Below are 8,040 nucleotides of genomic sequence, written 5' to 3'. Positions count from 1 at the left end.
TATTCCATATGAGGCTTTCTAATGATGGTTTGCTTGCTTTTCATTATAGGTCATATGGGACTTTTTGATACTCAAAAGGCCCTATAATCTCTATGGTGGAGTTACCCACTACAGAAATTATAGAGCCCTCTTTAGCTTTTTGAACATCACAAAGCTGATCCTTAGATAAGAAATGAACAAAATGAGGTTCTGAATATCAGAAAACTTGTTTTGTTCATTTTATATTTTAACAAGAAGAAATCCTTAAGTTTTAAGCTTTTTTAGCTAAAAAGAGTGTTGATGTTGCTAAATGATATGACCTGTTGCTTAATCAATTGACAAGGGCTTAACTTAATAGTAAGATAAGCCTTAACGGATCGAATAGAAAGGAAAACTATGTCTAAAAAACAACGATTTGCCATCAAAAAACTCTCTATAGGGGTTGTGTCTGTTTGTATTGGTTATGCTTTTTTGGTACAAGCACCAATGGTAAGTGCAGATACTTATTCTAAAGAGTCAGAGGTAGTTGCCATTTCACCTGAAAAAAGTGACCAAATAACAGATAGTTCCCATCAAGATTCTGCATTAACTCCTGTTGAAGAGGGAGTTGATTCAGTAAGCGAAGTAGCAACATCTGATAATACTGATTTGACAAACGATAACGAGACGGCTTCTGTTCCTGTTTCTTCATCGCCTTTTAGGAATGTTTCAACCCCAACTGAAAAAGAGAGTGGTGAAAAAACAGCTCTCGAATTGCTAGAAGAAAATGCAGCCTTTAAAGATAGTGATACCATTGCTTCTTATGATAAAACTAAAAAAGACCAATTGAACACTATCTTGCTGACAAACTTTGAAACGACAGCAGACAATGTAGCCATGTCTAATGTTGTTAGTCCTAAGACATCTTTAACAACAACTGACTTGACAACTTATTACATTCCACTATTGACAGAGTTCAGAAAGAAGCATAATTTACCATTTCAAGTTAATAGTATGACACCCGAGCAAAAAGCACTCTATGATGCTTATCTTCCAGAAGCTACTAAAGAGGCTTTGCGTTTGGCAAATGCTAATATTACTAACAACGATGAATTAGAATCCGTAGCTCCCTCGACAAGAACTACCTTACAACATTTACTTGCTAAAGATTTATTAGGGACAAATAACTCTTTAACGGTTAAAACACTGAAAGCAGATTTACCGGCTTTATATAGAGGTGTTTTCTTACTGGAACAACAATATCATTTTGAGGATAACTTAGTAGATCGACTTGTCTTTGAGCCCCATAGCATAAAGGGAATAACGGCTAATGGCTTAACCCCTTATGAGCGTCTAAAACAGTATGGTGGTATTACTGTTGATCAGCGTAGTAGTTTTTTGAGACAGAGTGAGCGATTATTTACAGAGCGAAAAGTATCTGATTTTACTGGATTTGCCAGTATACCTGAAATGGTCGAACATTTAGCTGCTAGCCATCAGATGTCACCTGAGAATTACTATAAAACCAGAACCGAGGCTTTATTAGGAGAGACATCAGGTACCTCAGTCTATGAAACGATTAAGGATAAAAAACCAGAGCTCTATCTTCCTCTACTAAGCCAAGGAAAAGGTGTTTACGCAGGGGCTAGTATCAATGCATTTACAATTGGTATGACAGAAACTTACCTGGATCAATATCCACCAGAGTTACTGCGTAAGGAACGTGGTCAAAATCAGCCCAATAGTCCATTTTTCTTACCTATGTTAAAGGGTTTCAATAACTACATGTCCTTCTTGGAATCTGTTAAGAAAAACCCTATTCCTTTCGTCACAGCAACTGATTCATTCAACCACAAATATGATACGCAAAAGGTAGGTGTTTGGTCTAAGGCAGATGGACCTGAGGCTGCGGATGCTGTTAGGAGATTTTTTACCCCTTTAGAAATGCGCGACGATTATAAAAAATCTGGTGTTGGTATTGGAGGCGTGTCTACTAGCGCTGCTTCTTTAGTGGCTTATGAAACAAGGCTGATGAACAAAGACATGTCTGGTGTAGGCTTGTTCACCCATGAAATGACACACGGTAATGATGAAGCTGCAATGTATGGGGGGACTTATCGTAAACATGGTCGCCGTTTAGGTCAAGGCCCTGAAGTCTTTGCGCGTGGTTTGTTTGAAGCTATTGACAACACACAACATTCAGGAAGTCCGTATGTTCCAGTGTTCAACTTAAACACAGCTATTGATATTAAAGAAAGTGCAGAACGCGTTCAGGCGAGACAAGCGTTAAAAGATAAGGCAACACTTGAAAACTATTTGAAAAATCTGATGGACTTAGTTGCTTATTTGGAAGTTAAAGAAGCAGAGGTTGTTTTTGAGCACTTAACAGATAAGCAGAAAAAAACATATTTCAATCAAGTGTCACAAATCAGACCAACTTCTGATAAGTCATTGCATCTGACAAAAGCTGGAGAAGGTAGAATATCGACAAATGATAAGTTTGCACCTTATACGGATGCTAATGTTTCTTTGAACTCAATAAAAGACTTGGTTAACAATGGTGCTGTATCTGGACAGTTTATTCCACGTGGAGTTTCACCTTTGATCAATGAGCTGACGACAAATCAGTATGATTCTGTTCCGTTACTCGACAGTTTTTACGCTGTTCAAGCCCAAAATACGTCGGATAAGAACACTGTTGGGGATATTTCCTTTAAACGACATGCTTATGAAATTTTAGCGTGGAAGGGTTGGGAAGCCTATGTCAATTATGCCAGTGACAGATATAGTAATGATGCGGATGCTTTTAGAGCTATTTTAAATGGAGAAGCCAATAATTCTTGGTCAACTTTTAAAGAGTTACAATACCAACGTTTGTCTAAACTAAAACCTGTCAATCAACTTTGGGATGATGCTGAACTCAAGACAAATTTAGAAACAGCTATTAAAAAAGATTTAGAGATTCTAGAAGCTTATAAAAACGATATTACTAATTTGACTAAAGAAAAAGGCAGTTTAACGGAAACAGACTTAACTGCAGTAGCTCAAAAACATCAGTTAAGGGCACGTTTAACAAACGTTCGTCAAGTGAAATTAGGCATTTTGAAAAAAGCCTTAGCCCATAATGATTTAATGTCATTGGTATTGGCGCCTAATGAATACGATATCATCTATGTTTCTAATACTGGAACGGGCGATGGTGAGACGCCAACAACACCAATGCGTGATTTAAATCAGGCTTTGGATAAGGTTCGAGAAGGTGGTAAGATTGTTCTCGTAGGGAATATGACAGAACGTTCTCCACTCACTATTTCTAAACCTGTAACCATTGAAGGTCAAACACCATCGATGACCTTATTATTAAATGAAGCGTTGAGTGTCAATGCTAATCTGACATTGAAAAACGTCACCTTAAACATGGTTCCAGAAGAGACCAAAACACCAACTATCCGTTTGGCAAATCAGTCATTAACTATGGAAAATGTTATAACGGATGTTGCCAAACGCCCTGAATTAAAGCCAGTCATTCAGTTACACGGTGACCAATCTCGTTTGTTAGTTTCAGGCAATACTGAGTTAAAACAAGTGCAAGTTTATAACGCTGCTGAGGTTTCCTTTGATACGAGAGATGTGCGTGTCAAAGACGGTTTACAGGTGCTAGCCAATAAAAACGAGACAGTGACGGTTTTATCGAAATCAAACTTTATAACAAGCATGGTAGGAAATCGTTCAAGTCACCTAAACGTAATCTTGGATAGCAATTTCTCAAACATGAGTTTGTCTGATGTCAATGATTTGACATTAAGAAATGGTGCGACAGCCACTTTAACTCCTGTGACGGCTAACGTTGTTAATAATCATTTGAGAGTGGATAAAGGTAGTCGTTTAACTCTTGAGGAAAATAGCTTAGCACTTGAGCGCTTATCAGGTGAAGGAGAACTTCATCTAAATGCGGATAGTCAAGTTACTGCTCAAAATGCTGATGCTTCTGTTAGAGGAATGAGTATCACGTTTAGAAAAGCTAATCTCGATTTTAGCGATTATGATGGCAAACGTTTTGTTTATCTCTTGGCAAAAGCAGCTGACCCAACTGTCACTTTAGTGCCACTAAATAAAACCCTATCACCAAATGATGAAAATGGTTGGATTTATAATGTTGAGAAGCGTGTGGTATATCATTTTATTTCTGATAATCAAACAAAATTACCAACTGCTACAAAAAACTATTTACCAAAAGAAAGATTTGTTGTCACTGGTGATACCATTAAATTACAAGATATTGCTACCAAATTAGATGCTGATGATGGGAAGGGAGAATGGGTCTTTACTGGTTGGAAAAATAGTGGTAATGAGATGTTAGATACTCTAACTATAGATAGTACGACAGATAATGTTACAGATGTTTATGGCGTATGGCATTATCAATTAAAACCTTCTGATGCACCAGTTGCTGAGACTAGAAAAGAAGTCATCCCTTATACGACAACGTATGTGGCTGATGATACGCTATCTGTAGGCAAACAAGTTATCGAAGTGACGGGTGTTAATGGTGAAAAGACCTATACCATGACAGATGGTGTCTCTGATAAAGGGCGTATTACCAAAGAAGTTATTAATGAACGTATCAAAATTGGTACAAAACCTACTGTCACAGTTGAAGACATACCTTTTGAAACCAGATATGTTGCTGATGAGAGTAAAATCTATTCCCCTAATAGTGAGCCTGTTGAGCATGTTGCTGGTGAAAATGGGAAAGTCATTAGGACAACCACCTATACGGTTGATTCTCAGAATGGTAGTCTAACTTCTCAGACAGAGACAGTTAAAAAAGAACCTGTCACTAGGTATTTAGTGGTTGGTACTGGCAGTACGTCACGGACAGAAGTTATTCCCTTTAGTGTCATTGAAGAATTATCTCACCAGTTATTAAAAAATCAGCGCCAAATAAAAGTGCTTGGTCAAAACGGCGAAAAACGCTATACAGATACCTATCTTTTAGATGCTGTTAGTGGTCAAGTGACTAAACAAACAGATACGGAGGGTGTCATTAGTATTGCTCCGAAGCATCAACTTGTCTTAGTGGGTACTTTAGTATCTGGTCAATCCAGTCATAATCCTCCTAAGGTAGAATTGGAGGAGGCTGTTATTAGTGAAACGGTGATTCCTCATGGTGTTGAAGTTATTGATAATCCACAATTACCATCAGGTCGAAGAATCTTGAAACGACAAGGTATTGATGGTAGACGTCGCCTGATTCATGTTGGCGAAAAGCTTGTATCAGAAGAAATTATCCTTCAACCAATTACAGAGCTCATTGAAGAAGGCAGCAAGAGAGAAACAACAGTTTCGAATAAGGCTCCAGTTCTCGAATTGCCAGAAGCAACGGTTTCTGAAGAAATTATTCCGTTTATGACTGAAACGATTTTAGATGAAACGATGTTGCAAGGTGAGCGTCATGTTACTCGTGAAGGTCAAAGTGGTTTACGTCTAGTAATTCGTGTTAATGGTGAGATAGTTTCAGACACAGTCCAAAGTTCAGCTGTCTCAGAATTGGTTCGTATTGGAACTAAGGTTAGTCACAAAGTTTCAACTGAGGCTCTAGTTCTCGAATTGCCAGAAGCAATGGTTTCTGAAGAAGTTGTTCCGTTTATGACTGAAACGATTTTAGATGAAACGATGTTGCAAGGTGAGCGCCATGTTACTCGTGAAGGCCAAAATGGTTTACGTCTAGTAATTCGTGTTAATGGTGAGATAGTCTCAGACACAGTCCAAAGTCTAGCTGTCTCAGAATTGGTTCGTATTGGAACTAAGGTTAGTCACAAAGTTTCAACTGAGCCTCCAGTTCTCGAGTTGCCAGAAGCATTTGTGGAATATGTGGTAGAGCGTGAGGGTAATAGTCTTAACTATTATGATATTTGGAAAGATAGTAAAGGAAATCTTATCACTAAGGTGTTAATCTCGTCTAATGGCGATGAGAAACAAGAACTCGAAGTTCAAGAAATGTTGTCAAAAGAAAGTGACTGGTATCCAGTAGATACCAAATTATCATCTAATGAAGTGCCATCAAAAATGACAGAGGTGGTCAATGGCACTATTTCTAATCAGAGTCCTACTGTTTTGCCAAAAACAGGTGAGCAGTCCAATACTATTTTTAGCATTCTTTCTAGTTTAGGTCTGTTAGGCTTAATCGGTCTTAGGACTAAAAAAGAGGACTAATTTATCAGTCAATGATATGGCTTTTAAGAGAAAATGAAAAAAGAGAACGATTTTAGCATATTGCTGTCGTTCTCTCTTTTTATCGTTTCATTGATTGAATTTTCTCTTCTGTTGGCGTGACGCGTAGGGTCTTTTGACCGGTATAAGTGACAAAACCAGGTTTACCACCTGTAGGTTTATGAAGTTTCTTGGCTTCAATCATATCAACTTGGACGAGATTAGATAGTCTGGCTTTAGAGAAGTAAGCAGCTAGTTCGGCAGCATCAGTCTTGACATCGTCACTTGGATTAAGATTATCTTTGATGAGGACATGGGCACCAGGAATATCCTTTGCATGGAACCAGAGCTCGCCTTTCTTAGCTAACTTAAAGCTGACTTCTTCGTTTTGAAGGTTGTTGCGCCCGACAAGAATAATTGTTTTGCCATCTGAAGCCAGATAGGTTTCTGGTTTTTTACGCTTGTGTCGCTTATCTTGAGAGCGTCGTCTCATAAATCCAGTTTCTGTTAATTCTTCACGGATATCTTCGATATCATCAATAGAAGCTTGAGACAGGGCAACTTCAACACTTTCCAAATAGTGAATAGTTTGCTTGGTTTCTTCAATCAATCCTGTCAAATGTTTGACTGCTTCTTTGAGTTTCTGATATTTTTTAAAATACCGTTGTGCGTTCTGATTTGGTGTTAGTGCCTTATCTAAGTTAATTACAATGGGTTCGTTAGTGTAGTAATTATCCAATGTGACAGACTCTTGGTTGTTAGGCACTTGACTTAGGAAGGTCGTTAACAATTCCCCTTTTTGACGGAATATTTCCGCAGTTTCCGTATCAGCTAATTCTTGTTGCTGTTTGGCGAGTTTGTTAGTGTTCTTATCCAATTCGTTTTGAATGCGAGAGATGAGGTCACTTGCTTGTTGGGCAATACGATCTTTTTCAGCCTTGTCTTGATAGTAGTAGTCGAGCAGTTGGCTTAAACTATCAAATGTTTGACTGCTCGCATCAAACGCTACTGGAGAAAACCCCTTATCTGTCAAACTTGGTGTCGTTTCTGCTTGAAAGAAGTGACGGAAGTTTTTTAACTTATCTGTCACCAGCACTTCTGATAAATAAGTTGCTGTATCACGTCCCAGCCCTTGAAAGAAGGACTGGAGGTTTTTAGGTGATAGTTCTTCAGTTTGAAGAATGGCAAACAAGGCTTCGTCAGAAATAGTAAAGGGATTCTGCCCTTTGGGTTTGGGTGGTTCGATGTAGTTAGAACCAGGTAATAAGGTACGATAGCTATTTTGTGAAAACCCAACATGCTTGATCGTTTCAATGATTTTGTTTTCTATTCTATCGACAAGAATAATATTGCTGTGTTTCCCCATGATTTCAATGATGAGAGCGACTTGGATATGGTCACCAATTTCATTCTTGTTTGAAATCGCAAATTCTAAAATGCGATCATTACCATGTTGTTTAATATCTTCAATAACAGCCCCTTGCAAGTATTTTCGCATAATCATGGTATAGGTATTAGGAAATTGAGGATTTTTAAACTCTGTCTGGGTGGTTTGAACACGACCAAAGACAGGATGGGCAGATAGCAAAAGTTTATAGGTTTGGCGATTTTGTCGAATGTGTAGCACTATCTCTCTTTCAAAAGGTTGATTAACTTTTTGAATGCGTCCGTTTAGGATATCTCGTCTCAATTCCTTAGTGAGATGGTGTAAAAAAAAGCCATCAAATGACATGTTACTTACTTCCTTATCTATTCTAATGCTAACAATTATACCATAAGATAGGTCATAACGTTTGGTTTAGATTATTTTTTTAGAAAAATACGCATTGTTCCTTGTTTTTGGTTCTGATTTTTGATATGATATGACAA

General features: G+C 37.9%; 2 protein-coding genes. One reads left to right on the top strand and one right to left on the bottom strand.

The window, feature by feature from the left end; translation table 11 throughout:
- The first annotated feature begins 375 nt into the window (after window positions 1-375).
- Window positions 376-6,174 carry a ZmpA/ZmpB/ZmpC family metallo-endopeptidase gene (locus tag ACVRZH_RS07405; RefSeq protein WP_447454660.1) on the top strand — a complete coding sequence of 1,933 codons (5,799 nt, stop codon included), beginning with the start codon at window positions 376-378 and terminating at the stop codon, window positions 6,172-6,174.
- A 79-nt stretch (window positions 6,175-6,253) separates the two neighbouring features.
- On the opposite strand, the gene ACVRZH_RS07400 is transcribed toward ACVRZH_RS07405, so the two are convergent.
- The gene (locus tag ACVRZH_RS07400; RefSeq protein ID WP_447454659.1) at window positions 6,254-7,903 is read right to left on the bottom strand and encodes an Rqc2 family fibronectin-binding protein; all 1,650 of its coding nucleotides are present in this window, start codon (window positions 7,901-7,903) and stop codon (window positions 6,254-6,256) included.
- Between the last annotated feature and the right edge of the window lie 137 nt (window positions 7,904-8,040).

Source organism: Streptococcus fryi (assembly GCF_053206505.1).
The sequence above is the reverse complement of the archived record's forward strand: the minus strand, read 5'-3'. Positions and strand labels throughout refer to the sequence as shown.